Source organism: Chloroflexota bacterium (assembly GCA_020161265.1).
Classification (GTDB): Bacteria; Chloroflexota; Chloroflexia; order Chloroflexales; family Herpetosiphonaceae; genus Herpetosiphon.
In genome coordinates this window covers 101009-126533 of the sequence record JAIUOC010000009.1, presented here as the reverse complement: position 1 = coordinate 126533, position 25525 = coordinate 101009, and the positions used below count along the sequence as shown (strand labels likewise).

The window sequence follows — 25525 nt, the reverse complement described above, 5'->3', positions numbered from 1 at the left end:
GGGATTATTTTGGTAATGTAATCATCATCGTCGTGCCAGTGCCGACGTTGCTCTGAGCTTCAATTGTGCCATTATGGGCTTGAATCAATGCTTGGGCGATGGATAACCCAAGGCCGTTGCCGCGTCCGCCAGCGATTCGCGCACTATCAACCCGATAAAAACGCTCGAAAATGTGCTTGAGATGTTTGGGATCGATGCCTTTGCCAGTATCGATCACGCTAATTTGATAGTTAGCTTGTTTGCGTTCAGCGTGAATAACTACGCTCCCACCACGCGGTGTATGGGCAATTGCGTTATCCAGCAAAATTAACAAAACTTGGCGCAAGCGAGTGCGATCCGCTTTGATCTGACCCTCGGCATGTGCCACGCGAATCTCCACTCCTGCATTTTGTGCCAAGCGCCCAGCGTCTTTGGCTACATCCTGGCATAACTCAGTTAGATCGATAGTTTCGCGCTGAAGATTGGTTTTGGCAGCATCAAGCCGCGAGAGCAACAGTAAATCTTCAACCAACCGCGCCATGTGATAGGTTTCGGCCAAAATATCTTCAAGCAATTCCTGTTGCTCGGCAGGGTCGGTCGATTCACGCAGGGCAATTTCGCTGCTGGCTCGCATCAAGGTCAGCGGGGCACGCAATTCATGGCTGGCGTTGGCGATAAAGGCTTGTTGGCGCTCCCAAGCTTGTTGGGCAGGCCGCAATGATCGCCCGGCCAACCACCAACCAAACCAGCCCAAAACCACCACACTCCCAGCCCACAAAGCAACTAGGCCTTTTAACAAGGTGCTTAACGCCGCTTCTTGCTCGTTGAGCACGCGCCCAACTTGCAAAAAAGCTGGGCCATCGCTTCGAGTCAATTTTTCAGTCAACAAAGCGACTTGGGTTCCATCAGCCAAGTTGATGGTGCGCAGATCAAGTTTGCCGGCCTTAGCCGCCTCAATCGCCGCTTGATCAGGCTGAATTGGCGGGTTCCACGGATTGGGGTTGAAGACTTGGCCGTTTTGGTCGATCGTGAAAACGAACGTACTGGCAAGTGTCCCATTATCAACTGGGCGTTCATCGGGCAATTGCTGAGGGCGATAGGCTTGCAGGGCAGGCGGCAAGGGCGCGGCCAATTGCTCAAATTCCAAGGTCATGCGTTCGAGCAAGGCCCGTTCGGTGGCAAAGCGAAAATAGCGCACTGTCATCCAATAAACGCTACCGCCAACTGCCGCCAACAGCAGCAAAGCAGTGCAAGCGTAAATTAAGGTTAAGCGCCAACGCAATCGATTAAGCATTGTCGCTCACCCAACGATAGCCAACCCCTCGCACGGTTTGAATCGGATCACGTTTGGCTGGTTGCTCAAGTTTGCGCCGCAGGTATGAGATATAGACATCAACCATCGATGGTTGCACATCACGCTCATACGACCAGACATAATCAAGCAATTGTTGGCGACTCAGGGCTTGGTTGCTATTGCGAATCAAACATTCGAGCAAATTCCATTCGGTAGCGGTTAAATCGAGCTGCTGATTGGCTCGCCGCGCCGTGTGCGCCCGCAGATCAAGCACAACCTCGCCTGAGCGTAATTCTTCGCTGCTTAGATTGCTGTTGAAGCGCCGCCCCAAAGCTCGTACTCGCGCCAACAATTCCTCAAAGGCAAATGGTTTGCTCAAATAATCGTCGGCTCCGCTATCCAAGCCCGTGACCCGATCTTCAATTTGGCTCCGTGCGGTCAATAAAAGCAACCTGGTGTTGAGTTTGGCGGCGCGAATTGCCCGACAAATGCTGGGACCATCGCGCTCAGGCAACATCCAATCGATCACTGCCACATCATACATACCATGCAGCGCCATATCCAAGCCACTATCGCCCTCGTAAGCCAGATCAACCTGATGATGTTCATCGCGCAGGGCTCGCTCAATCAAGCGGGCCAATTTGCGATCATCTTCAATTAGCAACACCCGCATGCTCGTTCCTTATTGCATTGCACTCAATGAAACGCCAATCCCATGCTCATAGACCAGCTTACCACCATAATGGCCAGTTAAAACCACCAAAGCGATCGCTGCAACTCCAACGACCACCCAGCCAATTTCCAAAGGTTTGTGCAAGCCGCTTGGCAAGCTGAAAGATCCACGCCAGCGGGCGAACAATGGTTGACTTAGGAATAGCAACATCGCTTCGCTAATCAGCAACAGCATAAAGACGATGACGGTGGTTTCAGCCAAGGAGGCATGGGTCTCTAAAAGTGAGCCTTCACCAAACATTTCCGGAATGGTGCCAGTTGCTTGAATGGCTTCAACATTGGCCGATCGCGCTTCGGCGGCATGCTCAGCAGCCTCGCCACTTTCCTCGGATAAAATTCCCAGCCCAACCCCAGCCACCAATAAGAGAATTGCGGTTATGCGAAAGCCAGCCTTGGGCCAAATCAAGTGTAACACGCGCAATAAAATTGCTGTGGGCAACAGCATCAATGGAGCATGGACCAACAATGGGTGATATTGGGCTAGATCGGTCATGAGCAACCTCCAATAAACCATAAAAGTGATGCTCTTACTCTAATAATTAATTCTTGGAAGATTCTTGGAAAATTCACAAGCTTGGTCAAGAATATTCCAAGAAACAGTTGCTATGCTTGGGTCAGTTATTCAAACAACAGGAGGCTCTGATGAAACCCAAGTTTGCACTTTTACTTGCCGCCGTACTGACAACTTTTGTTTTGGCGATTGTGGTTGGCGTGGTTCGTTCGTTGGCTCAGCCTAGCCCAATTGAATTGGCTGCAGGTATGGATAACACTGTACCAAATGTAATCAGCGATGGTGATGTACAAGCAACTGCAACGGCCAGCGATCAAGCCTATCAACAACAATTATTGGAAGCCAGCCAGCGGATTGAAGAAGCCAATCGCACGATCGACGAGGCCAATGCCCGTTTGCAAGAGCCAATTGTGGTGCGTGAGCCTGCTCCGGCACAACAACCAGTTGCTCAAGTACCAGCGGCCCAACCCGTTGCGCAAGCTCCAGCCCAACCAACCCAAGCTCCGGTTGAACGCTCGAATGCGCCGCAATATGCAATTTCAGCCGAGCAAGCTGGCCAATTGGCTTTGGCCGCTGCACCTGGAGCCAGCTTATTGGCCACGCCAGAGTTAGTTAATTATGCTGGTACACCTGCTTACGAAGCACGGCTGGATCGCGGCTTGGTCTATATCGATGCCAACACTGGCGCGGTTTTGGCCAATACTGCGGTTGCACCGCCAACCCAGGCTCCTGCTCCAACCAACGCCCCAGCACCAAGCACAATCTCGCCCGATGCTGCTGCGAGTGCGGCGGTGGCCTATCTTGGTGGCGGCACGGTGATCAAAGTCGAGTTGGAAGAAGAACATGGCGCGTTGGTCTACGAAGTGCGTTTTGCCAACGATAGTCGGGTCTATGTCGATGCCTACAGTGGCAGCGTGGTCTATGCCAAGGTTGAGTCTGGTAGCAGCGACGACAGTGGCAGCGACGACAATGGCAGCGATGATGTCAATGACGACCATGGTGGTGACAGCAATAGTGGTAGCGATGACGACCACAAAGACGATGATAAAAAAGACGACGACGATAAAAAAGATGATGATAACTAAGGAAACAACACGATGAGCAATTCACCAAAACGTCGTAGCAGTTTGATGCTCAATACCAGCATGAGTGTTGCCGCAATCGCGGCGACCCTCACTGGCTGGGCAGTGCTTTCCAATCAACAAGCGGTCGATTTCAGTGCCGAACTTGCCACGCCTGAGCCAATTGTGGCGGTAGCCGAAGCACCACAAGTTGAGTTACCAGCGCTGCCAACGGTTGCACCACTGACCCGCAATGGCCATCGCATTATTCGCATTCCCAATGATAGCGCTGGTGGCAGCACTCAGCCAAGCGCACCCAACCAGAGTGTACCAAGTGAGCCAGCAACCGGTAGTGGCAGTGGCAATGCGCCCAGCCAAGCAGCGCCGCAGCCAGCCGCTCCCCGTCAAGTTGCGCCCGTACCGACCGCCGTGCCAGCGCCAGCGCCAGCCGCTCCTGCTGCACCATCACGCAACACTCGTTCATCACGCTAAAGGTGCTTTATGGGCGAATTGATCTTTCGGGCAATGGGTTGCGAGGTGGCAGTGCTTAGCGATCAGTCAATCGATCTTGCGGCAGTGCCACAATGGTTTGAGGCTTGGGAGCAAACGCTAAGCCGTTTTCGCTCAAATAGCGAATTGATGCGGCTCAATCAGCGGGCTGGTCGGCCACTGGCAGTCAGCGAAACCCTGTGGGAAGTGCTGGGTTTGGCGCTCGATGCCGCCGCTTGGAGCAAAGGCTTAGTTGTGCCAACCCTGCTGCCCGCGCTTTTGCATGCTGGCTATGACCGCTCATTTGAATTGTTGAGCAACGCGCTCAACCAACCACAGGCTTGGCACTATCAGCCACAAGCATGGCTGGCAATTTCCCGCCGCGATCAAGGTCGTTTGGTGCAACTAGCCCGTGATACCGCCCTTGATTTGGGTGGCATTGCCAAGGGTTGGGCCGCCGATCGAACCGCTCAGCAATTCGCAACGCAAGCGGCCTGCTTGGTTGATGTCGGTGGCGATTTGGCAACCGCAGGCCAGCGCCAAGATGGCTTGGCTTGGGCTGTTGGCGTGCCAAACCCACGCACCCAGCAGCGTGAAGCCATGATCTGGTTTGCAACTGGCGGTGTGGCAACCTCAGGAGTTGATTATCGGCGCTGGCGCAAAGGCGATCGCTGGCAACATCACTTAATCGACCCGCGCACAGGCGCACCAAGTACGAGCGATGTGTTGAGTGCCACCGTGATTGCGCCCAGTGCAGCGCAAGCCGAGGTAGCCGCCAAAATTGTGGTGTTGCTGGGCATTGAACCTGGCTTAGCTTGGATTAATCAGCACCCTGCTTTTGCGGCGCTGGCCTTTGATCACGCTGGCAAAAGCTATAGCAGCGAACGTTTTAATAGTTATCGTTGGGAGTAATGTCGATGAGTGCTTCAGAAAATGATAAAGCCGCGCGTTTGGCGGCGATTCGTGCCCAAAATGCTGCCAAAAAAGCCCAACCTATTGAGCCAACCGAGCCTGTGATTCAAGATAAAGCTGCGCGTTTGGCGGCGATTCGTGCCCAAAATGCTGCCAAACAAAATGAATCAGTTTTGCCAAATCAAGTTGTGGCAACCTTACCACTTGGCACAACTCAGCCTGTTGCTGTCCCAAAGCCAATTGCCAAAGCTGCGCCAAATGTGCCAACTCCCAGCGCTGACGAAATGCTTGAGGATGTTAGCGCCAACCTGATGAGCTTGATGATTGCTTTAATTATTGGAATTGTGGCGGCGGTTTTGGTTATGCCGCGCTGGATTCCTGGCCTGAGCAGCTCGTTGATTGGCGACCAACCCAAAGCTTTTTGGTATCTTTCGCGCTCAAGTGGCTTGGTAGCCTATAGTTTGGTCTGGCTCTCGATGCTATTTGGGCTTTCGCTGACGGGTAAAGTTGCGCGTTTGTGGAATGGCGGCCCAACCATGCTCGATCTGCATCAGCACGCTAGTATCTTGGGGATTGGCTTTGGCCTGTTTCATACGGTGATTTTGCTGGGCGATGGTTATAGCAATTACACATTAAAACAATTGCTCGTGCCATTTGCTAGCAGCCAATATAAACCATTGTGGGTTGGCTTAGGTCAGCTTGGGTTCTATGGTTTGGCGCTGGTGACGGTGAGTTTTTGGCTCAAACGCTGGATTGGCCGTGGCGCTTGGCGGGTGATTCACTACGCCAGTTTTGGCCTATTTTTAACGGTTTTGGCTCATGGCATTTTCAGCGGCACTGATAGCAGTACGCCATTGGTGAGTTTGTGGTATTGGGCCACCGGTGCGAGCGTTGTGTTTATGACGATCTATCGCATCCTAATTACCCGTCGCAACAAGCCCTTGCCTCAGAACCCTGCCACAGCCCGAGCCTAAAATGCTAAGGCTTGCCAAACGTGATACCATAGCAACATTGATTGATCGAGAAGTTTGATTAAAAGGTGTTGCTATGGGGATTTCGTTTGTTGCGCCAAGCTATTTATGGTTTTTATTACTACTTATACCCGTTATTGCCTTAGGCTGGATGAACGGGCGGCGTTTCCAACGTAGCCGCTTAATTGGCTCATTGCTCCTGCGCAGTTTGTTGTTAATCAGCCTGATTGGCTCACTGGCAGGCGCACAAATCATTTCTCCTGTGCAACAACTCACCACGATTTTTTTGGTTGATACCTCAGATTCGATCACTCCCAATCAGCGTAGTTTGCAAGATCAATTTATTGCTGATGCGCTGCAAACTATGCCCAAAGACGATCAAGCAGCAATTATTGTGTTTGGCCAAAATGCCTTGATCGAACGTTTGCCCTCGGAAGTACGCACGCTCAGCCGCATTCAATCGGTACCAATCGCCGCACGAACAGATTTAGAGCAAGCCATGACGTTGAGTTTTGCGCTGTTTCCGGCTGATACTCAAAAACGGGTAGTTTTGCTCTCTGATGGTGGCGAGAATAGCGGCCAATCGCTCAAAGCACTCGAATTAGCCAACGATCGTCAGATTGTCGTCGATGTGGTGGAAATTGCTCAAATTGGCGGAGCTGAGGTGGCAATTACTGCCTTGCGCATGCCCGGCCAAGCCCGTATCGGCCAAGAATTACAAATTGTAGCCCAAATTGATAGTAACGAAGCGCAGGATGCTACCATTCGGATTTTGATCGATCGTCAATTATATGCCGAATCAAGCCTCAGCTTGCCCAAAGGTACCTTGGAATATACCTCAACTGTGGTTTTGAACGATCAGGGCTTTCATAAAGTTTCAGCCCAGATTATTCCAACCAATGATATTCGCAAACAAAACAACGAAGCCACTGCCTTGGTGAATTTGCAAGGCCCGCCCAAAGTGCTGATCGTTGCCAACGATCCTGCCGATGCTGAAAATATTGCGCCAGCGCTAGAGGCTGCCCAATTACAGGTAACCGTGGTTGGCTCAACCGGCTTGCCGACAACTCTCGCCGATTTAGCCGATTATGAAGCAGTTGTCTTGGCGAATGTGCCCGAACGCCTGATTGCCGATGAATCGCAGCAAGCGCTCCAAACGTTTGTGCGCGATCTTGGGCGCGGTTTTGTGATGCTTGGCGGCGAAAATAGCTTTGGCATTGGGGGCTACACCAGCACCCCAATCGAAGAATTGCTGCCCGTAGAAATGCAATTGCGCAATCGCGAAAAATACCCACCAGTGAGCGTGGCGGTGATCTTTGATATTTCGGGCAGTATGAGCGAAGTCGTTGGTGGCCGCGAAAAAGTAACCTTGGCCTCTGAAGGCGCGGCGCGAGTGGTGCAATTGCTGCGCGATTTTGATGAAATTACCGTGTTGCCGTTTGATAGCGCTGTGCAAAACCAATATGGGCCAGTTGCTGGCTCAGAACGCGAAGTTGCCCAAAGTGAGATTATTGCCCGTGGCGTGACTGGCGGCGGCGGGATTAATGTTCACGATAGTTTGGTTGCTGCTGGCAATGTACTTAAAGGCCGTAATGCCCCGATTCGCCACATTATTTTGCTAGCTGATGGCTCGGATTCGCAGCAACAAGAAAATGCTGTGCGCCTGACCGATGAACATCGACGTTTAGGCATTACCACCAGCACGATTGCAATTGGCAATGGTGGCGATGTTGGCTTTTTGAATAACGTGGCAGTTGCTGGTGGTGGGCGGCACTTCTTGGTTGAAGATGCATTATCGTTGCCCGATATTGTGCTACAAGATGCCCAACTTTCGCTGGCTCCCTATATTGTTGAAAAGGCCTTCTTGCCCTTGCTCGGCAGCGATAGTGTGATTATGGCCGAGTTGAATACCGCCAATTGGCCGCAACTGCTGGGCTATAACGGCACGATGCCCAAGCAAAATGCCAATATGGTGTTGTGGGCCGATGAAGATGCGCCGTTATTGGCTCAATGGCAATATGGCTTGGGTCGTTCAGTTGCTTGGATGAGCGATATGAAAGGCAAATGGGGCACAAATTTAGTACGCTGGGATCAATTTGAGCGCTTGGCGGCCCAAATTGTTGGCTGGACGCTGCCAGTAATCTCAAATGAAACAATTAGCGTTAATGCAACGTTTGTTGGCCCAGAGATGGAAATCATTTTAAATGCTCGCGATGCCAATAATGCTCCGTTAACTGGGTTGGTGATCGATGGCAACGTGGTCAATGATGGTGGGGTGCAATCAGGCTTGACCTTGGTTGAAGTGAGTGCTGGCATCTATCAAGGCCGAATTGCCAGCCCTGGCGCGGGAACCTACTTCTTGCAATTGGGTGGCCGTAATCGCGAAGGCCAAGCGGTATTTCAAGAAACGGCAGGGGTGATTGTACCTTACTCACCTGAATATCGCCAAGGCCAAGCCAACCCCAATTTGCTGGCGTTGATTGCCCAACGTAGCCAAGGCCGCGTTTTAACCGATGCAACCAAAGTCTTTGAGCATTCACTTGAATTGGTTACGCGAGCTACGCCGATTCACTTTAGTTTGCTATTGGCCGCGCTGGCTTTATTGTTGCTCGATATTGCGGCGCGACGCTTGCGCTTTGGTCAATTAGGCCAAGCCTTGGCCGGAGTGCGTCGCCGTCAAGCGACACCTTCGCCAACGATGGGCGATTTAGCTGCCGCCAAACAACGTGCCCGCAATAAAATGGGTCAAACTCAGGCAGCGGCTGAGCCTGCCCCGATTACCCCGAAAAATACACCAATCTATCAACCTGGAGCCAATTATACCCCACCAGTAGCCCAGCCCAAGCCCGAAGCAGCGCCTTCAGCTTCTACAAAGGTTGACCCAGCGCCCAAGCCGAGTATGCCAGCACCAACCCCAACCCAGGGGCCACCACCCAAAGCGGTCAATCTCGATGAGATTACTGACCCCTTAGAGCGGCTGCGTGCAGCGAAAAACCGTGCTCGGCGGCAATAGTTTAATGAGGACTGGAACCCCATGCTGAGCCTTACATCGCCGAATTCTAAAATCATGTGGTCGATCAAGCTGATATTAATCATTGTTACGTTACTAAGTATCGCTAATTTCACTTTTGAATATGGCATAAAAATTACTAGCGAGCAAAAAACGATTGATTTTCCTTCATTTTATTGGGCGAGTGATGCCTTATTTAATCATAATGTTTCACCATATGATTTTAATTATCTCCAATCAAATACTGAAAAGAAAATATTTCCATTTCTCTATATACCACCAAGTGCTATATTATTTTATCCATTATCATTATTTGAGTATAAAAATGCATTAATTATCTATTCAATTATTAATCACCTTGCAATAATCGCTGCAATATTTCTTTTGATTAAGATTTTTAATTACAAATATCTATCAATTCAATCGTTATTATTGACGATTATCATCTATAATTCATATCCATTAGTTGAAAACACCTATAGCGGTCAAGTTAGTGTTATTGTGCTAGTATTTTTATTGATATTTATACTGTTGAAAGATAGGTTTCAAACTATTGCCTGCTTAGCTTTAGCGCTGGCAATTATTTTAAAAATGTATCCAATTGTTATTTTGCCTGTGCTATTGATTAATAAAAATTATAAATTATTAATTAAAACAACAAGCTTGCTACTATTAATGACCCTTGGATCGACGCTATTTATTCCAAGTTTCGTCTGGCAAGATTGGCTTGTGAATGTTGTACCTAGTGGAGGGTATGGTGAATATCCAGAGGGATTAACTGATGTATCGTTGTTTGATAATACAGGGGTTAATGGAATCTTTACCGAAAGCTTGATCAAAGATGATTCATCAAAGATTGCCGATTATCCGTTATTTGCCAAAGCTGCTACCTATATTATTTGTATTGGCTTAGTCATTATTACATTCTTTGTTGTTTATCGATATATCGATCAAAATGATCGTGAGGCGCTTGAAAAAATTGTTTTTGTAACGATGCCACTCATCTTTTTGATTGCTCCTTTTTCTTGGACACATCATATTATTACAATCTATCCAACCGTTATCTATTTACTGACGATCTACTTTCAGAATAGTTTGAAGAAACTTAATCTTCAAATGCTTTTTATAATCTTGATAATATTAATTATTTTCAAGACATCGACAGTGATTGAGATATTTGCAGCGGTATTGATGCTCTGGCTAATGATGTTAGAAGTTATTATCAAGCAAAAATCGTTGTGGCCCCGTCCACAAATTGTTCTACCGCCTAATGAATTGCCTGATTTGGCGGCGAATTAAATACAATAATCCTACGAGTAGTAGGCCGAAGCAACTCTCGTAGGATTATGATGATTACAGCGTATCTTGGAGCTTAACCACCAATTGTTTGAGCGCAAAGCGGGCGCGGCCAAGATTGCCACCACCATTAACCGCCAACACAGCAAAGTAGCCGGGGATGATTTGCGATGCCAAGTAGGTGGCATTATCGGTCTCAACCGCGACATCACGGACATGGCCAGCCTTTAAGCGCGAGGCGGCTCCCGCAGCGGCGGCAGCAAGGCCACCGAGCTCCACTTCAGCAATATCTTTGCTAAAGTTTGCATCAACATCGTTGAGGAGCATTTCAACGCCCAGCCCGTCTGTGCCCACGACTCCGGCTAATTTCACGCCGGGTACGGTTTCAATCGCGCTGGCCAAAATGTCTTTCATCCCCATAGTGGCTCCTTATCAACAAACTGTGCAGTGTGTTCTGATGTTTGAGCTATCATACCACACCGCGCCCGCTCTGCAAGGCAGGCTTACATTTCGCGACGGCCTTGCAATGCTCGCCCCAAGGTTACTTCATCGGCATACTCAAGATCGCTACCCATTGGCAAGCCCCGCGCCAAGCGCGTTACCCGAATACCCAAGGGGATAATCTCGCGTGCCAGATAGGCCGCCGTTGCATCGCCCTCAAGATTGGGATTGGTCGAAAGAATCACTTCTTCGATTGGCTCGACCCGCAAACGAGCTAACAACTCACGAATCCGCAAATCTTCGGGATTAATACCTTCGACTGGCGAAATGGCTCCGTGTAGCACATGATATAGGCCTTTGAATTCGCCAGTGCGCTCTAAGGCCACCACATCGAGTGGCTCCTCGACTACACAGACTTGGCGCTCATTGCGATTGGCATTCGTGCAAATTGTGCAAGGGTCTTCGACGGTAATGTTAAAGCAGCGATTACAAAAGATCGTGCTATCTTTCATGGCCATAATCGCGTTGGCCAAGCGCTCAGATTGCTCACGTTTGGCACGCAGCAGGTAAAAAACCAGGCGCGAGGCCGATTTTGGCCCAATTCCAGGCAAACGATTAAATTCATCAATTAATTTTGAGACTGGTTCTGGTGTAATCGTATCGTACCCAAATGCCACAATACACGCTCCACAATTAAGTTAAAACAGGGTGGTCGCACGACCACCCTGAGTCGGGATAAGCCGCCGTTTAGAATAAGCCAGGAATATTCAAGCCGCCAGTGAGTGGCCCCATTTTGGCGTTTGAAAGCTCTTCGGCCTTCTTTGAGGCATCATTGATTGCCAGCATCAGCAAGTCTTGCAGCATTTCAATTTCGTTGGGGTCAACTGCTTCTGGGGCGATTGTGATGCTGAGAATTTCGCGGTGGCCGTTCATCTTAACTTCGATTACGCCGCCGCCAGCGCTGCCTTCGACCAAGGTTTTGCCCAAATCTTCTTGAGCTTGCATCAACTTCTTTTGCATTTGTTGCAATTGATTGAGCATTTTGCGATCCATTATGAAACTCCTTTGTTGAATAGTGCTAGCCTAAAGCAGTGCAAGTATAAGAAATTCAATCTAAATGTCAAAGTAGGCTCGGTTTAGCTGCCATCCTCTTGCACGCCAACAATGCGGGCATCGAAAATATTACGGGCAGCTTTGACCACATGATCTTTCATGATCTCCTCGCGCTGGCGACGAGCATCACGGGCACGATTTTGCTGATCGCGGTTGGCTTCTTCGCCACGCACAAACATCTGCCGATTCACCGCTTTGGCCAGTAAATCTTCGATCAACCGACGTTGGGTTTGGTCGTCGAGTTGTTTGGTATGAAATGGCGAGGGTGTGCCGATCACCAAGGTATTGTCTTCGAGCGCCAATGGTTCGCAGCTTTTGAGCACGGCTTGCAAGCGTGGATTGTAGGGCTTGAGATCTTCGATTACTTGCAACCAAACCGCCTCAACCTCAGCCAACAAAATTTCCGATTCAGCTAAAACGATGTGTTGTTCGGCTTCGGGCATTGGTTGGGCTGCCACGGCAGCAACTGGCACGGGCGTTGGTTCAACAACCTGTGGTGCTTGCCCAACTGCTGGTTGCTCGGCTGGGCGTGGAGTAGCGACGTTTGGCGCTGGGGTTTGGCGTTGAACAGGCGCTGGCTCAGCTGGGCGTGGCACCGCAGTTGGAGTTGGGCGCGTTATCGGAGCCACAGTGCCACGAACTGGGCTAGGTGCAGCCACCGCAGTTGGCACTGGCACAACCAAGGCTTCAACGACCGCCATTTCTAAGGGCAATTGGCCATAGGGCGTAGTCCGCAATTGATGATCGAGGCCGCTGAAAATTTTGAGCCAAGCTAAAATTGCTGCCAAAGCCAGTTGTTGGCTATGGCTTTGCATAGTGGCCAACACATCATGGCCAACATCGAGCAAATCGGCAGCTCCGCCAGATTTAAGCAACATCAGGCCACGTAAATAGCTCACCACATCGCGGGTGAATTGGCGTAAATCAGCGCCTTGGTCAGCAATCGTGTTGATTACGCTTAATGCTGCGGACACATCCTCGGCGGCGAAAGCTGCGACTAAGGTTTCGACCTCGCGCGAGGCAGTTGCCCCCAGCAAACTTTGCACGCGAGTCAAGGGAATTTGTGGTTCGCCATAGCCCATTAACTGGTCAAGAATGCTCATGGCATCGCGCATTGAGCCGGTTGCCGCCCGTGCCACTGCTTCAGCTACGCCAGGCTCGAGGAAAACGCCTTCTTCGCCAGCAACCCATTCGAGATGGGCAATTGTGTTGGCGATGGTATGGCGATTGAACACAAAACGCTGACAGCGCGAAAGAATTGTCGCTGGCACTTTGTGAAATTCGGTTGTCGCCAAAATAAACATGGCATGGTCGGGTGGTTCTTCGAGGGTTTTGAGCAACGCATTGAAAGCAGCGGTGCTCAACATATGCACTTCGTCGATTACATAGACTTTTTTGCGAAATTGGGTTGGGCGAAATTGCACTTTTTCAATAATCTCGCGAGCATCATCAACGCTCGTATGCGAGGCAGCATCCATCTCAATCACATCGACGGCCCGGCCTTCGGCGATTGCGCGGCAGGTGCTGCACTCGCCACAAGGCCGCAAACGCGGATCGCTTTGCTCGCAATTAACCGCCTTGGAAAGAATCCGTGCGGCACTGGTTTTGCCAACCCCGCGTGGCCCAGTAAATAAATAGGCATGGCCAATGCGATTGGCGGCAATGGCATTGCGCAAGGCTTGCACAATATGGCTTTGGCCCACCAAATCATCAAAGGTCTGCGACCGCCATTTTCGATATAACGCTTGCGACGACATCTATACTCAACCCTTTTGAAACATCAGTCTCAATTATAGCATGCTCATCGATTAGAACATAGAACAAAGAGCATAGAATCATTGGGTTCAGAGGCTGGTTGAATTCACAAAGGCTGAATTTTTAGCCACGAATTGCACGAACGAACTATATTCCGATAGCCAATCGCCAATCGCATCATCCTCTCAATTCCTTGATATCTGAATCCTGACCCCAAACTTCCTATGTTCTATGTTCTATGCTCTTTGTTCTTTACCAATCAATCAAGGAAATGTACTCGCCATAGTCACCAAACTGCCCAATAGAATCAGCAATAATGCCACAATATAGCCCAGCACGGCCAGATTGAAGGCCAAACCACGGCCAACTTGATACCAGCGATACTGTTTTTGGGCTTTGGCAGCACGTTGAGTCCATTGTAAAATCTGGGGAATCAGCAGCAGTGCTTGATCAAAAAGTTGTTTAACTGCTAGCTCAGGCTGAGATACATCGACTTCGACTGAGCCTAAGCGATGTTCTTCAACATATTCGCCTGGAGCCAACCACTCGCCAGTTTTGGCATCGCCAATGAAGCGGTTGCGATAGCGCACAGCCCTACAAAACAAACGAAATTCAATCGTATTGGCGTTAATCACCAGCATAAATGTGCCAATTAATGGCCTTAGCGCAAAAACTTTGGTAGTGAGATGATCTCGCACAATGATTGGCACAATGATCGAATAGCGATCAGCCTGAATTCTGGCATGGGGAATTTCAGTGCAATGCTCAAGGTGATCGGCTCCCAAGGCTTGCATAAATTGGGGTAATTGCAGTTCGATTAATGGGCGCACAATCCGCGCAGTGGCCCGACTATGCAGATCGCTCTCAGTTTGGCGAATGCGCTCGATCTGCTGCTCTAAACGCCAGCGTAAAATCCGTGCTCGTTCCATAGCAACCACCTAGTTGATGGAAGTTTGCTAGCTGATAGCTCGTTTACGGTCAGCTAAACGCTGCTCGATCTCTCGATCTGCGACAATTTGGTCGGCCTCAAAATAGACTTGAGCCACAATCAACCAAGCCCAAAACAGACAACTCATCAAGAGCCATAATGCCGCCAGCAGCCACCACACCGCCACTGCTGGAATATGAGTCAATTGCCAGAGCCACCAACCAGCTCCCAGTGCTGGTAGATACACTGGCAAGGTCACTAAACGCGCACTGAAATAGACCCAACGACCATTGCTGCCAAGCGCTCGCCGAAAACTGGCACGACCCAAGGCTTTTTCGACAGCTCCATCGCGGGCGAAAAAAAGCTTGCTAACTGGCGAGAAACTGCCCAAGAAACTAACCCCAAACAGTGTGCCAAAAATGATTAATGTTACGCTGGTGGCAATGCTGTTGTTGTCGCCCACGATAAATGGCAGAATGGCACAAAACAGGAACGTCGCGGCAACCAACTGCGGGAAAATAAAATAAACAAAATCCATCACGGTTGCCAACAAGCCCATTACCGCTTTATCGCCAAATTGTCGCCACGCAGGCAAAGGCAGCCGATAGCCGCGCGAGCTATTATCAAGATGCTCAATCACCAAGCCTTGAGGCCAAATTACCCCAAACATGCTTGAACCAAGCAAGCCACCAAGCGCAACTTTGGGCAACCACATTCGGTCGCTCCAAACAATTCGCAGGGCGGTTATTAATGCTCGCAATGGCTGAAATCGTTCGGCTGCCACGTTTTTTCCTCTATGCTTCCAAGCTGCGTCGAATCAGATCAAGCGCGGCTGTGGCAATAAAGCCCAATGCGTCGTCACTTTTCAACTCGACGCGACGGGTGAAGCTGCGTTGCAAATCTTTGCCAACTAGCACAATGCAGACATCGGTAAAGCCATCGGCTCCAACTTGGGCTGGTACGGCGGCAATTCCATAGCTGGCCTGCCAATTGTTGCGCACAGTGTTGGCCCCAGCAATTGCCAACGATTCAGCAGCCTCGCGATCAACCGCTTGATCGAGTGGATGAATCGTCACGCCACGTAAGGCTTGCACTAAATCTGGTTTGGCTGAACGTAAGGCATTGTAGATTGGTGCGCCACGTAAGCCTTCATAAATTGCCACACTGGCGGAGCGATTGGTCAAACGCCGCAGTACATGTGCCGCCAAGCCATCACGATCCATCAAAAAGCGCTCAAGCCGCCGCTCAACTTCCGCCGCGCAAGCCTCAATGTCAGCCTCAACTTGGGCTGGATCTTCGCCTTGGGCCGAGATTCGCACTTCGTATTGGGCGGCTTTGGCCGAAATTCCCACCGTTGGATAGGAAGCTTGCATCAGATCGGCAATAATTTCGCCAGCCTCGGCCTCACTTGTACCACTGAGCCAAATCGAACGCACCAACAAGACTGATTTTAGCCCGCGCTCGTTGCGCAAAAATGGCAGTAACTCAGTTTCGACCAAAAATTTCATCTCGCTGGGTACACCTGGAAACACCATCAGTGCCCGTGAGCCTTCGTCGATGATGAATGAGGGTGCTGTGCCACGCGCATTGGGTACTGGTCGAGCGCCCATCGGCACAAAGGCTTGCTGGCGGTTGCTCTCGCTCATCGTGCGGCCAAACGAACGAAAGCGAGCGGCGATGCCATCAAACAGATCTTGGTGGAATTCCAAGGGGCGCTGGGTTGCTTGGGCTACGGCTTCGCGGGTTAGATCGTCGGCTGTTGGGCCAAGCCCGCCTGTGCATAACACCAATGGGCTGCGTTGCCAAGCCGCCGCGATCACCTCAGTGATGGCACCAATATCGTCGGCAACCAAAGTGACGCGTTGCACCTCAACCCCAACCGTGGCCAAGGTACGAGCCAGCCAAGCGCTATTTGTATCAACGGTTGTGCCAAGGGTCAGTTCAGTACCGATGGCAATTAATTCAGCTTGCATTGTGCTACTCGCTAGGCAATCGTTGTTTGATCAGGGGCGGGCACACGTTCGTGGAATTCAGTCCATAATTCTTTTTCACGTTGAGCAATCGCCGCTTTGGCCGAATCGATTGCGCCTTTGACGCTAACTTGCAGCGAACCGAGCGCACCTTCTTCTTCATCGCGGTTGTTGAGCACATAGGCAACTGCCAAGCCAGCACCAATGCCGAGAACTAAGCCAAACACAAATTTCATGGGCGTTTTCCTCAAACTAGCAGAGCAATTCTGGGGATATTATACGGTGGAATGAGGCTTAAAACAATGCAGCGCCCGAAGGCGCTGATCGTGTGGAGCGGGAAACGAGACTCGAACTCGCGACCTTCTCCTTGGCAAGGAGACGCTCTACCAACTGAGCTATTCCCGCGATTTAATTGTGAGGAGTGGTGGGGACGGAGAGACTCGAACTCTCACGTCTAGGACACTTGCTCCTAAGGCAAGCGCGTCTGCCAATTCCGCCACGTCCCCGTAGCGAGGAAGAGTATAGCATAGCTGTTGCAAAATTGCAAATTGGAGATTACTCAATCTCAACTGTGCCCAATTCGATGTAGTTTGCTCCATGCTGGGCGGTGCTGGTTGTCACAGGCAAGCGCTGAGCCTCAATCGCAGTAATTGTGGGATCATACCAGCCGAGCACGACCAAATAACGGCCTTTGGCGAGATTTTTGGGCAAGGGCACGGAAACTTGATCATGAATCGCTTGGTTGGCTTGCCAGCGGCTGGTTGGTAGCCCACCATTGAGCGGCATGGTATCAACTTGGGCGGCAACTGGCGCACCCAAGGCAGGCACTAAATGAATAAATAAACGGTAATCTTTGGCTAAAACGTTGTTGGTGCGCCAAGCCAATTGCACAGGCAATGTGCCACCAGCTTGATATCCATCAGCCCAGGTTTGAAGTTGGTAGCCCTCAAGTTGTAAGTTATTATCCCAGGTTGCAGTTGCTGAATTGGGAATGGGCCATGTGCCTACCAGCGCCAAATTTTCAACTTGCATTGGCCGTGGAAAGCTCTGACACAAAATCCGCAGCGCATTAAATTCCCAATAGGGCAAATCGGTGCACCGCCATTTATCATTTAAATCAGCAGTCAGAAAATTAATCCCAACTTTGCCCATATCGTCTTGGGGATATTGCGGGTTGGGCGGATCGATCGCTTTGGCATTTTCTGGTGCAATCAACAGCCAGCCACGGCGTTGGCCCGCCAATAACGCAGCATAATCATTATCAAACTCGCCTTGATCGTAGCCAATTGCCCCGATGCGCCCAAACCCATGCGCAATCGGCAAGGCATCGGGTGTAACACGGCTGGCATAATATTGATACAAGGTTGCAATATAGGGCGGTTGCACGATCACGACATCATCAGGGGCGACATGCTCAGCCAAACTTTGGACGGCCCCCCGATAATCTTCTTTGACAGCGTTGCCGCTCCAAATGCCATAAGGCTGCTGAAACACCAACCAAGCGCTTAGCCCACCGATTGCCACGATACTGCCAGCACTGAGCCAGCGTTGTTGGGCCATGCCTGCCAATCCCAAGGCCAAAATCAAACAAAATAGCGGCAAACTAAAACTAAGGTAACGTGGCTCGTAGAGCGGCGAGCCTGCTGCCAATACCGCCAAAAAGAGCAGCGTAGGCAAGAGCCACAAGCTTAAAATAATGTTTCGCCGTGGATGACTCCATGTCAGCCATAAACCGCTGGCGAGTGCTAAACCCACAGGCAACAAACGCCACGTTAAATCGCTACTCGAACGATCAAAACTGAGGCGGCCAAGCAAAAGCCAAGCTGCTTGAAATGCCCCAATGGTGCGGCCAATCGGTGGTGCATTCGGGTCTTGGCGCAAGCCAAACATAATTCCTGCCACAAAGCCAAGGCTGAGCAAACTAAACCCAGCCCAAAGCCATTTGTGCCACGCCGATTGCCTGAAATGCAACGCCAATACCAACACTTGACCGAGCACGTGCAACAAGGTCAAGCGATGCAAGCTTAGACAGAGCACCACACTAGCAAACCACAGCCAAACCTGCTTCGGTTTGGTTTGATCAAGCAGGTCAAGCAATACCAGATTCGACCAAAGCACCGCCGCCATTAATATGCTATAGACCTTGGCATCTTGGCTTTGCCACAAACCAAACGGATTGATCGCCAACAAGCCAGCCGCAACCCAAGCCACTGTGGGGGTGCTCAAACGCCATGCCAAATGATACAGCAACACCACTGCCAGCGCTCCAGCAAGCGCCGAAGGCGCACGCAAGGCCAGCTCGCTATCGCCAAACACGCTCGTCCAAGCCTTCATCAGCAAATGATAAAGTGGGTAACTTTGGCGTGGGCTAAACAGATCGCCGAATAAACTGAGCCACGAACGACCAGTAGCCTCGCTCCAGGTACCGCCTTCATCGAGCCATAAACTTTGGCTGCTCAGGCGGAAAAAGCGTAAGCCCAGCGCGACGATCAAAAGGCCAAGACTGATGCTGCGAGTGGGATGTTTAGGCATATGATGCTCGATAATCGTTAACAAAAATGAATGGCCTGAACAGCAAAAAGCACCAAGCCAGCTAGCTCAGTGCTTAATTGAGGGCGATGAACAAGCGACTTAGGCGCTCAGTTGCTCGATGCCGCTGGCTTCGTCGTCGGCAATTGTAAACAGCGTATCGAAACGGGTTTTGCGGAAAACCTCAGCAATTTGGGTTTGCAAGCCAAACAGCATCAAATTTTGCCCACGATTTTGCTGATCTTTCAAATTCATCATGAGCATGCGCAAGGCCAAGCTTGCCGCAAAATCGACTTTGCTTACATCGACCAACACAGGCCCATTGTGATCAGCAATCGATTGAGCAAATGGTTCTTCGAGCTCACGAACCGCCGCAGCGTCCATGCGAGCAGGCAAACGCACGATCAAGACCTTACCATTGGTTTCTTGGATCAGTTCAGCCATACGAAATCTCCCTATAGTTGTCGTTCAAAAGACAGCAGGAAACAAGCGGTATTATACACTGAAGCGCTAGCCAAGCCCAGAGGATAATCATTAATTTGCGTTTTTGGGCTTGTTAATGGCACATTGACGCTTTTTTCAGCGGGCTTTATAATGCTTAGCGCTTAATGCAACTTCACTTCTTCGCAGGAGGCTGCTCGGTGTACTTTACACAAAACGATCCTCAGATTCTTTTCCCTTCGTGGGTAGCAGGTTTGTTGGTTATTTGGATTGCGGTTTTAGTGGGTGCAATTTTTTGGCTGCGCTCGCTGCCACCCAAAAATCCGGCGCGTTTGGCGTTTCGCAAGCGCACCAGCAACGGCCTGTTGATCATCGCCGGGATTGGGATCGTGCAGTTTCTGGCGCGTTGGCTGAAGATCGACGTAGTTGAGTGGCGCTTGTGGGGCTATGTTTTATTTGTCGCATTGATTGGTTTCGGGCTGTATTCATGGCAATATGCTCGTTCAACCTTGCCTGCCTTGGTTTCGCAAACCGGCAAAGTTAAATCCAATTATGCTAAGAGCCGCGCTGCTGCTGCCGGTAGCAATGCCAAGGCTAGTGCTGATGGTGTCGCAAGCGAACCTGCTGCACCCCGCGAACCCAAGCCAATTGCAACCACTGGCCGTCGTGAGGCACGCCGCTCCAAGAAACGCAAGTAATTCGCTCAGTTGGTAACAATTAAACACTGGCTCTGCGTTGCAGGCTGGTGTTTTTGTTTTTTAGAATTGTAAGGCATTTCTTCAATCGTGCGCATAGCAGCCTCGCGTGTTGCAGGCTGGTGTTTTTGTTTTTTAGAATTGTAAGGGCAGCCTATTTGGCTTGTGGTTTGCAATCTTTCGCGTTCTTCGTGGCTCCTAATCCCCGATCTCCAACACCAATCCCCCGCCTTTCAATCGTAGAAAGGCTAGAAACAGGTATACTACTACTCTACTTAAGGAGTAATAATGAATCCATATACCGATCCGTCGCGGGTGCGCGGAGCTTTAAATAGCATCGGGGTACGCCCGAGCAAAAGCATGGGCCAGAATTTTTTGATCGATCCCACGCCGCTCAAGTTGGCCTTAGAACATGCCGAAGTTAATGCCAACGATGTGGTGGTTGAGGTTGGGCCTGGTTTGGGTGTGCTGACCTGGGAATTGTTGAATGCCGCTGGTCAAGTGATTAGCATTGAGCTTGATCCACGTTTGGCTGGACGCTTGCGCACTGAGTTTGCCGAGCGCCCTTTGACAATTGTTGAAAGCGATGTGCTAGAAATTGCTCCCAGCGCAATGTTGGCGGCGGCTGGCTTGCCCGCCGATACATCTTATAAATTGGTGGCAAATATTCCCTATGCGATTACTTCGCCCTTGTTGCGCCATTTTCTTGAAGGCGATAGCCCGCCTAGCCTGATGATGGTGTTGATGCAGTGGGAAGTTGCCGATCGGATTACGGCTAAACCAGGTGATCTGAGCATTTTGGCGCATAGTGTGCAATTGTATGCTACTGCTGAAATTATTGCGCGGGTGCCAGCCGCTTCGTTCTTGCCAGCGCCGGCTGTCGATTCGGCTTTAGTGCTGATGCGCCGCCGTGCTACCAACGCTGTGCCGACTGCTCCCAAAGCTTTGTTTAAGGTGATTCGCGCAGGGTTTAGCCAAGCCCGTAAAAAGCTGATCAATTCGTTGGCTGGTGGTTTGGCTGGTCAAGGATTTGGCAAGGAGCAAGTGCTGGCGGCAATTGTTCAGGCCGAAATTGACCCTAATTTGCGAGCCGAGGTGCTGACCTTGGAGCAATGGGCCAGATTAACTGAAACGCTGGGCATTGCTACCAAATAATTAAGCCGCGTTGAGCGCCAACCCGAATCGCTTCAGTCCGCGAGCTAACATCCAACTTGCCGAGTAACGCTGAAACATGAAATTTCACGGTATGCTCGCTGATGATTAAGCGCTGAGCGATTTGGCGATTGGTCAAGCCCTCGGCTAGCAATTGCAGCACTTCATGTTCACGCTCGCTCAGTTGATTATCCAAGGGTTCTGGCTGGGGTGGGCTGTGAATTTGAGCCAAAATACTTGGCGATAGCACACATAAACCAAGCTGTAGCGCTTGCAAACTGGCCCAAATTTCTTGAGGGTAAGCATCGGTTGAAACCACACCCCATGCTCGTTGCTGTGGCATGGGGTGTGGTAATTCTTGGCTAATCAGTAAGATCGCAGGTTGATCGTTGGTTTGCTGCAAAAGCCAGGGTAGCGCTTGATCATCGAGCAAAATCACTACATCGACAACTCCCAATTGTTCGATTAATGGCTCGATGGTTGAGGTTGCTGCCACAATTTCAGCCTCGTACTCGGCTAACACGCTGCGCATACCCGCACGAGTCAGCGTCGTTCCGCCAATCAACATGAGTTTTAATCCTGCTTCGCTCAAGGGCTATTTTGCTCCAATGGTGATGCTCAGGTTTTGCAATTGGCCAGCTCGTAGCACATCAAGCGTTACCGTCTTGCCAGCCCGATCACTTGCCAAGAGCATTTGCAAATCGCGGGGTTCGCCCAATTCATGGCCATCTAAGCCCACCAAAATATCGCCAACCAACAAGCCAGCGTGTTGGGCTGGGCTATCGGCTTCGACGCTGATTACCAACAGACCAGTGGCTTGATTGCGGCCAGCACGTTGGTTATCGGGCAAATTGACAGTTTGGCTGGCAATTCCGATAAAGCCACGGCGCACCCGACCATGATTGAGCAAGGTATCGGCGACGCTGGTAAGCACAGCTACTGGAATTGCAATTGGTTCGCCGCCAGCAAAGCCTGAGGTAAATAAGCCAACAACTTCACCTTTGACATTGACCAATCCGCCACCTGAGAAGCCTGGGTATGGGGTAGCATCGGTGCGCAAATATTGAGCCAATGTGCCACGGCGGGTTGGAACTGGGCCGCCAATCGCATTAATAATACCAAAACTGGCTTGCACCGTGCTTGGACGACCGACTGCTAAAGCCAATTGACCAACCCGTGTCTCGGTTTTGGCCAAGGTTGCGGGGGTAAAATTGGCGTTGGGCACGCGCAACAAGGCCACATCGCTGCTGGGGTCGCGACCAACTACATGGGCTTGATATTCGGTGCCATCTGGCCCAACCACCTTGATATGCTCATCACGTTGGATGACATGATCAGCGGTTAACACCAAATCGGCTTGCCAGACGATCCCGCTAGCACTTTGGCGACGGCGAGCGTAGATTGTTACAATGCCCGCCCCACTCTGTTCCACGGCATCGGCTAGTTCGCTCGAAAATTCCTGTAAGCTCATAACAGCCTCCTAAATGATTAACTGTTGAGCAGTATAGCCAAGCACAATCTGCTTGAGATCAGTCAGCTAGCGAGGTTTCAACCTAGCCAAATGACTAGTTGATCGGAGCAGAACGCGGTACAATAGAGTTGAAGGTGTCGTGATGATATCTGGATTTTAACCCGCACCATGCTGGTGCTAACTTCACTGCGGAAGATGAATCATGGTGTTATCACTTGATCTACGGCGCTATCGCAATATCGTCGTATTGACGGGGGCGGGAATTTCGGTCGCTTCAGGGGTGCGACCGTTTCGCGGCCCGAATGGAGTCTGGAACGAGTGGGATATTGAACGCTGCGCCACCCGCACAGCGCTGGAGCAATCTCCCCAGTCGGTTTGGCAAGCTTTTGGGCCACTACGCAGCCAGCTACAAACGACTCAGCCCAACGCCGCCCATCGAGCTTTGGCTCGCTTTGAACAATCGTTGGGCAAGCATCAACGTTTTACCCTCATCACCCAAAATATTGATGGCTTGCACCAACTCGCTGGCAGCCGCAATTTGGTCGAGTTTCATGGTAGCCTGCGCCAAAGCCGCTGTAGTGACGAGCAATGTGACCAACCAAGTTTTGTTGATCAGCGGACGCATACCCAAACCCTGCCGATCTGCCCAACCTGTGGCAAGCCTTTACGCCCAGATATTGTGCTGTTTGAAGAGGCGATTCCAGCTTGGGCCGAAACCCAAGCCAAACGCAGCCTGCGCGAATGCGATTTCTTTTTGGCGGTAGGCACGTCGGGCACGGTGTTTCCTGCGGCAGCCTTTGCGCGTACTGCTCAGATGCTGGGTGCACGCACAATGTTGGTCAATTTGGAGCCACATGCTGCCGACGATTCAGCCTTTGAAGAACAGCAGATCGGGCGAGCTGAAGAGCTATTGCCCACACTGCTAGGAGTTGCTTAGCTGAATTGTAACTGGCAATTGTTCAACCGACGAGGTACAGTAACCTTTGCTGCTACAGAGCATAAAGGTCAGCAAAATTTGCTGATTCGGCTGTTGCAAATCAAGCTCAACTGGCATGCGCAAGGTTACTGGCCCCGCTGGGTAAATTAACAATTTGGCAGTTTCAATTGTTGGATCGGGGGCGGCAATCGCATCGGCCACAATTGGCCCAATTGAGCGTATTTGACCAGCCTGACTTAGCTCAAGCAGCGTTGGCCGACCCAAACCATCCACACCGTTACGCGGCAAATCTTTGGAATATAAGTGTAAATGTGGTTCTTTGGGTTGGTAGGTTGCGGCCAAAATCATTTGGTTGGTGCTGTCGCGTTCCAGGCGAAGCTCGACTTGGGCATTCTGGCTATCAACCGTTTGCAACACCTCGATCACCTGATATGGCGCTTGCGGCGTAATAAGCTCCGCGCCACAACTGACTAAAATCAAGATTAACACCAACCAAATTGATTTTTGCATTTAGACAATCTCCGCTTTGAGCGTTTTAATCGCATCCCAGACATGCCAAACAACGCTATGCTCAGGGTATTGGCGGCGGTTGGCGGCGCTTATCGGCTGGCCGAGGCGAGTCATTTTACCTTGGCGATCAACTGGACGACGGCCAACTACGGGCGCTGCTTCCGAGCGTGGTGCAGGAAAATAGCTTTGGCCAATCGGCACTGGTGTATGAAATTGCCAGTTGCCCAGCGCACCATAATCAACATTCAATATGTACAAGCTATAATAATCGTTTTCGAGGCCTTCGCGTTGGCATTTAGCGCAACCACCGGAAATTTCAGCGTATTCAGCGGGCGATAGATTGGCTCGGCGAGCTTGATTACGACAATTCTCACAGAGCCAAATTCGCGTTTTGGGTGTTGGGCCTTCGAGAATGCCCAAGCTAACCGAGGGCGATTCGCTGAGATACAGCGTTTGAATCGCCCGTTCTTTGAGCAAATAGAGGGATTGCGCCCGATCAAAGGCGCTGAGGTCTTCACGGCTAGGCGTGCGTTCGGATTTGGGGTCAGTTTCGTAGAACGTGGCCCATTCATCAAGCAATTTCAACCAACGACACAAACCGACAATCGGCGGTTCTTCAATGACAGTACTCAACGAGCCTCCTCAATCGAGCGGCGCAAACAAATCAATCAAATTTCCATCGGGATCAAGCACCACGGCATAACGCTGACCCCAAAAGGCATCCCATGGCTCTTTTGAACCACGATAGCCTGCTGCTAAAATCTTAGCATAGAGTTGGTCAACTGCCGCAGGGCTAGCACATTTGAAGGCAAGTCCCATGCGATGGCCGCGTGGTTCCTGCCAATCGCTCTGCAATTGCTTCATCAAGGCTTGGCTATCCCAAGCGAGGCGCATGCCATTGGGCAAGGTTGTTTCAACATGATCTTCGCCGCCAGGATCGCTGGGCAAATCCAAATCGAACAACCGATAAAAATCCAAGGCCTTGGCCATATCGGCAACCACAATCCCAATCATATCAAACATGAGCGTCCTCCGTTGAATTACAAACATTTGTGCTATTATACACCCTGACCTATGGTTGCTTCAAACGCTGCCTTAGATTAATTGCTCGTTAGTACTTTGGCTGTGTAAGCCTAGCCTAGTTGGCATTTTAAATTGATGCTAAATCAGCTATAGCGTTTATCAATTAATTAAAAAATTGACCTAAAATAACTCCCAATGGTCATAGCATTATTACAGTACCACCAGATTAGATATTTGATTGAGAGCATAAAGTACTAGCAAATTAATTGTTTATGCTGTTCAATCAGCGCATAATTCCTTCACAT

Annotated in this window: 27 protein-coding genes and 2 tRNA genes; 9 read left to right on the top strand and 20 right to left on the bottom strand. The window is 50.5% G+C overall.

Going from position 1 to position 25525, the window contains the following annotated elements; translation table 11 throughout:
- Nucleotides 1–4: 4 nt before the first annotated feature.
- The 3 genes from LCH85_19985 to LCH85_19975 are packed head-to-tail and all read right to left on the bottom strand — an operon-like array spanning nucleotide 5 to nucleotide 2498.
- On the bottom strand, nucleotides 5–1273 hold the full coding sequence (locus LCH85_19985; protein MCA0354279.1) for a histidine kinase: 1269 nt from the start codon (nucleotides 1271–1273) through the stop codon (nucleotides 5–7).
- Nucleotides 1266–1946: a response regulator transcription factor gene (locus LCH85_19980; GenBank protein MCA0354278.1), complete on the bottom strand. Its 681-nt coding sequence runs from the start codon at nucleotides 1944–1946 to the stop codon at nucleotides 1266–1268. The genes LCH85_19985 and LCH85_19980 overlap by 8 nt, the downstream gene beginning before the upstream one ends.
- Nucleotides 1947–1955: 9 nt before the next feature.
- On the bottom strand, nucleotides 1956–2498 hold the full coding sequence (locus tag LCH85_19975) for a hypothetical protein (protein ID MCA0354277.1): 543 nt from the start codon (nucleotides 2496–2498) through the stop codon (nucleotides 1956–1958).
- 149 nt (nucleotides 2499–2647) lie between these two features.
- On the opposite strand from LCH85_19975, the gene LCH85_19970 reads away from it, so the two are divergent.
- The 6 genes from LCH85_19970 to LCH85_19945 all read left to right on the top strand — a co-directional run bounded on the left by LCH85_19970 (nucleotide 2648) and on the right by LCH85_19945 (nucleotide 10258).
- Entirely contained in the window at nucleotides 2648–3601 is a 954-nt protein-coding gene (locus tag LCH85_19970) for a PepSY domain-containing protein (GenBank protein MCA0354276.1), read from the top strand.
- Nucleotides 3602–3613: 12 nt separating this feature from the next.
- Nucleotides 3614–4069, top strand: a complete 456-nt coding sequence (locus LCH85_19965) for a hypothetical protein (protein ID MCA0354275.1) — start codon at nucleotides 3614–3616, stop codon at nucleotides 4067–4069.
- 9 nt (nucleotides 4070–4078) lie between these two features.
- Nucleotides 4079–4978: an FAD:protein FMN transferase gene (locus LCH85_19960; GenBank protein MCA0354274.1), complete on the top strand. Its 900-nt coding sequence runs from the start codon at nucleotides 4079–4081 to the stop codon at nucleotides 4976–4978.
- Nucleotides 4979–4983: 5 nt separating this feature from the next.
- The gene (locus LCH85_19955; protein MCA0354273.1) at nucleotides 4984–5952 is read left to right on the top strand and encodes a hypothetical protein; all 969 of its coding nucleotides are present in this window, start codon (nucleotides 4984–4986) and stop codon (nucleotides 5950–5952) included.
- Between the two features lie 73 nt (nucleotides 5953–6025).
- Nucleotides 6026–8962, top strand: a complete 2937-nt coding sequence (locus LCH85_19950; GenBank protein ID MCA0354272.1) for a glutamine amidotransferase — start codon at nucleotides 6026–6028, stop codon at nucleotides 8960–8962.
- Nucleotides 8963–8983: 21 nt separating this feature from the next.
- The gene (locus tag LCH85_19945) at nucleotides 8984–10258 is read left to right on the top strand and encodes a DUF2029 domain-containing protein (GenBank protein ID MCA0354271.1); all 1275 of its coding nucleotides are present in this window, start codon (nucleotides 8984–8986) and stop codon (nucleotides 10256–10258) included.
- A 54-nt stretch (nucleotides 10259–10312) separates the two neighbouring features.
- Here the strand turns inward: LCH85_19945 and LCH85_19940 are convergent, their stop codons facing one another.
- The 12 genes from LCH85_19940 to LCH85_19885 form a co-directional block, all read right to left on the bottom strand.
- A complete protein-coding gene (locus tag LCH85_19940) occupies nucleotides 10313–10675 on the bottom strand; it encodes a roadblock/LC7 domain-containing protein (protein ID MCA0354270.1) in 363 nt (120 codons plus the stop codon).
- Nucleotides 10676–10758: 83 nt separating this feature from the next.
- Complete coding sequence (gene recR, locus LCH85_19935) at nucleotides 10759–11373, bottom strand: recombination mediator RecR (protein ID MCA0354269.1); 615 nt, start codon at nucleotides 11371–11373, stop codon at nucleotides 10759–10761.
- 70 nt (nucleotides 11374–11443) lie between these two features.
- Nucleotides 11444–11752, bottom strand: coding sequence for a YbaB/EbfC family nucleoid-associated protein (locus tag LCH85_19930; GenBank protein MCA0354268.1), 309 nt, complete (start codon nucleotides 11750–11752; stop codon nucleotides 11444–11446).
- A gap of 80 nt (nucleotides 11753–11832) precedes the next feature.
- Nucleotides 11833–13566, bottom strand: coding sequence for a DNA polymerase III subunit gamma/tau (gene dnaX / locus LCH85_19925; protein ID MCA0354267.1), 1734 nt, complete (start codon nucleotides 13564–13566; stop codon nucleotides 11833–11835).
- A 261-nt stretch (nucleotides 13567–13827) separates the two neighbouring features.
- A complete protein-coding gene (locus LCH85_19920; protein ID MCA0354266.1) occupies nucleotides 13828–14493 on the bottom strand; it encodes a hypothetical protein in 666 nt (221 codons plus the stop codon).
- A gap of 27 nt (nucleotides 14494–14520) precedes the next feature.
- Nucleotides 14521–15276 (bottom strand): DUF4013 domain-containing protein, encoded by a 756-nt coding sequence (locus LCH85_19915; protein MCA0354265.1) that lies wholly within the window; start codon nucleotides 15274–15276, stop codon nucleotides 14521–14523.
- 10 nt (nucleotides 15277–15286) lie between these two features.
- A complete protein-coding gene (locus LCH85_19910; protein MCA0354264.1) occupies nucleotides 15287–16465 on the bottom strand; it encodes a competence/damage-inducible protein A in 1179 nt (392 codons plus the stop codon).
- A gap of 11 nt (nucleotides 16466–16476) precedes the next feature.
- Complete coding sequence (locus tag LCH85_19905) at nucleotides 16477–16698, bottom strand: hypothetical protein (protein MCA0354263.1); 222 nt, start codon at nucleotides 16696–16698, stop codon at nucleotides 16477–16479.
- A 93-nt stretch (nucleotides 16699–16791) separates the two neighbouring features.
- Nucleotides 16792–16867, bottom strand: a tRNA-Gly gene (locus tag LCH85_19900).
- Nucleotides 16868–16884: 17 nt separating this feature from the next.
- A tRNA-Leu gene (locus LCH85_19895) sits at nucleotides 16885–16968 on the bottom strand.
- Nucleotides 16969–17017: 49 nt separating this feature from the next.
- Nucleotides 17018–18994: a glycosyltransferase family 39 protein gene (locus tag LCH85_19890; protein ID MCA0354262.1), complete on the bottom strand. Its 1977-nt coding sequence runs from the start codon at nucleotides 18992–18994 to the stop codon at nucleotides 17018–17020.
- 99 nt (nucleotides 18995–19093) lie between these two features.
- Nucleotides 19094–19435 carry an STAS domain-containing protein gene (locus LCH85_19885; protein MCA0354261.1) on the bottom strand — a complete coding sequence of 114 codons (342 nt, stop codon included), beginning with the start codon at nucleotides 19433–19435 and terminating at the stop codon, nucleotides 19094–19096.
- A gap of 197 nt (nucleotides 19436–19632) precedes the next feature.
- Between LCH85_19885 and LCH85_19880 the strand changes: the two genes are divergently transcribed.
- Together LCH85_19880 and rsmA are read left to right on the top strand one after the other, a co-directional pair.
- Nucleotides 19633–20130, top strand: coding sequence for a hypothetical protein (locus LCH85_19880; protein MCA0354260.1), 498 nt, complete (start codon nucleotides 19633–19635; stop codon nucleotides 20128–20130).
- 285 nt (nucleotides 20131–20415) lie between these two features.
- Complete coding sequence (rsmA, locus tag LCH85_19875) at nucleotides 20416–21282, top strand: 16S rRNA (adenine(1518)-N(6)/adenine(1519)-N(6))-dimethyltransferase RsmA (GenBank protein MCA0354259.1); 867 nt, start codon at nucleotides 20416–20418, stop codon at nucleotides 21280–21282.
- Here the strand turns inward: rsmA and LCH85_19870 are convergent.
- Together LCH85_19870 and LCH85_19865 are read right to left on the bottom strand one after the other, a co-directional pair.
- A complete protein-coding gene (locus tag LCH85_19870) occupies nucleotides 21272–21847 on the bottom strand; it encodes a response regulator transcription factor (protein MCA0354258.1) in 576 nt (191 codons plus the stop codon). The genes rsmA and LCH85_19870 overlap by 11 nt on opposite strands.
- 27 nt (nucleotides 21848–21874) lie before the next feature.
- Nucleotides 21875–22750: a S1C family serine protease gene (locus tag LCH85_19865; protein ID MCA0354257.1), complete on the bottom strand. Its 876-nt coding sequence runs from the start codon at nucleotides 22748–22750 to the stop codon at nucleotides 21875–21877.
- A 202-nt stretch (nucleotides 22751–22952) separates the two neighbouring features.
- Between LCH85_19865 and LCH85_19860 the strand changes: the two genes are divergently transcribed.
- Nucleotides 22953–23687 (top strand): NAD-dependent deacylase, encoded by a 735-nt coding sequence (locus LCH85_19860; protein ID MCA0354256.1) that lies wholly within the window; start codon nucleotides 22953–22955, stop codon nucleotides 23685–23687.
- Here LCH85_19860 and LCH85_19855 read toward each other — a convergent pair.
- From LCH85_19855 to LCH85_19845, 3 genes are read right to left on the bottom strand one after another with little or no spacing between them, the layout of a single operon-like run.
- Entirely contained in the window at nucleotides 23673–24197 is a 525-nt protein-coding gene (locus tag LCH85_19855; GenBank protein MCA0354255.1) for a hypothetical protein, read from the bottom strand. The genes LCH85_19860 and LCH85_19855 overlap by 15 nt on opposite strands.
- Nucleotides 24198–24830 (bottom strand): hypothetical protein, encoded by a 633-nt coding sequence (locus tag LCH85_19850; protein MCA0354254.1) that lies wholly within the window; start codon nucleotides 24828–24830, stop codon nucleotides 24198–24200. It abuts the gene before it with no gap.
- A gap of 9 nt (nucleotides 24831–24839) precedes the next feature.
- The gene (locus tag LCH85_19845; GenBank protein ID MCA0354253.1) at nucleotides 24840–25220 is read right to left on the bottom strand and encodes a VOC family protein; all 381 of its coding nucleotides are present in this window, start codon (nucleotides 25218–25220) and stop codon (nucleotides 24840–24842) included.
- Between the last annotated feature and the right edge of the window lie 305 nt (nucleotides 25221–25525).